The following is a 1,217-nucleotide window of genomic DNA, read 5'->3' as shown; positions in this document are numbered from 1 at the left end:
CCCCACATTTTCCGCCGTCGGACAATTGATCGACGCCGTAGAAGCGCATCGATCTCGGCGAACAAACGAGGTGATCCCTTTCACAAAACAGCGGCAAACCCCTGAGGACTCCTAGAAACCCACCAATGTCCGACTTTCCCCTGTTCCGTGTATTATACAACCTAGAGTGGTTTTCTTGTGACTGGGACCGCGAAGTTGATGTCCCCGTAGAGCCAGAGTTATAGAAAGACATTGACGTCAACCGGCGCGTTGCCAGCATGCTTTCTAGCAATTGTTAGTTGAAGCCGGCCGGTTTAGCGGCCGCCGGAGTTTGTCTCTCGTGACGATCATGCCGTTGGGGCGGGCTCATAATGTGATCGATGTTGTTGTTCACTCGGAAGAGAAGACTCGAACTTCGGGGCGTTCCGCTTCGACCCGGGGATCGGATCAAAGTGGGCGACATCCGCGGAGCCCCAGGAATCCTTGTCGTGCTCTACGTCGAACACCACCCCTTAATGTTGCCGGTGCCGGCCACGGCCAATCAGGACCCAAGCGTTTCGATCTGTGCGCATTTCATTCAAGACTTGTCGGACGACGTGTTCGGACCAAGGAGCTAAGCATCAGCGGCTTTCGGAGGGAGCGATGGACGACGAAAAAGAGCCCATTTGGCTCCGCATGACGATTGGCGCTGCGTTCTGCTTCGCGGAGTCTCCGTGGCTGACTTGGGAGCAGCTGTGGTGCATGCCTTCCTATCGCCTCAGCGTGCGCAGTAGGTCCGTCTTACCGAAGGCGTTTACGCATCAGGAGACGGCTTCGGTTTGAACGCCTCGGCGCGCGGTGCAAAGGGTGATTGATTTCAGCGCATCGCTCAAATCAACGCGGCGAGGCGCCCAATGACATTTCGAGCTTCCTCGGAGATCTCGCGTAGGATCTCGGCTGCGGGCTGTATGCGGGTTACCAGGCCAACGGCTTGGCCGGCCAGAAGCGAGCTGGCTTCAATATCACCCACCGCGTCTGGGGGTGCTAAGTCTGTTTCGTAACGGACGACCTGCCCGCAGGTCGGAGAACAGTAAATGACATCACCCTCGCCGGGTCGGCTGCCGGGTGGCGGTCGACCCGCCGCTTCCCAAGCCATCACGGTGCTGTTGCGCAATGCGCGGTGCGGCGCGTCTGGCCAGCTCACATCGAAAAGCGTTGAGATAAAGGTGTCGGCCGCTGTCGCATGCGCAAGGGCTTCG

General features: G+C 58.3%; 1 pseudogene. It reads right to left on the bottom strand.

The window, feature by feature from the left end:
* Nucleotides 1-847 precede the first annotated feature (847 nt).
* Nucleotides 848-1,217, bottom strand: a pseudogene (locus tag GSQ92_RS30280) (hypothetical protein); the annotation flags it as partial.

The sequence above is a fragment of the Acidisoma sp. S159 genome, assembly GCF_009766125.1.
Taxonomy (GTDB): Bacteria; Pseudomonadota; Alphaproteobacteria; order Acetobacterales; family Acetobacteraceae; genus Acidisoma.
The sequence above is the reverse complement of the archived record's forward strand: the minus strand, read 5'-3'. Positions and strand labels throughout refer to the sequence as shown.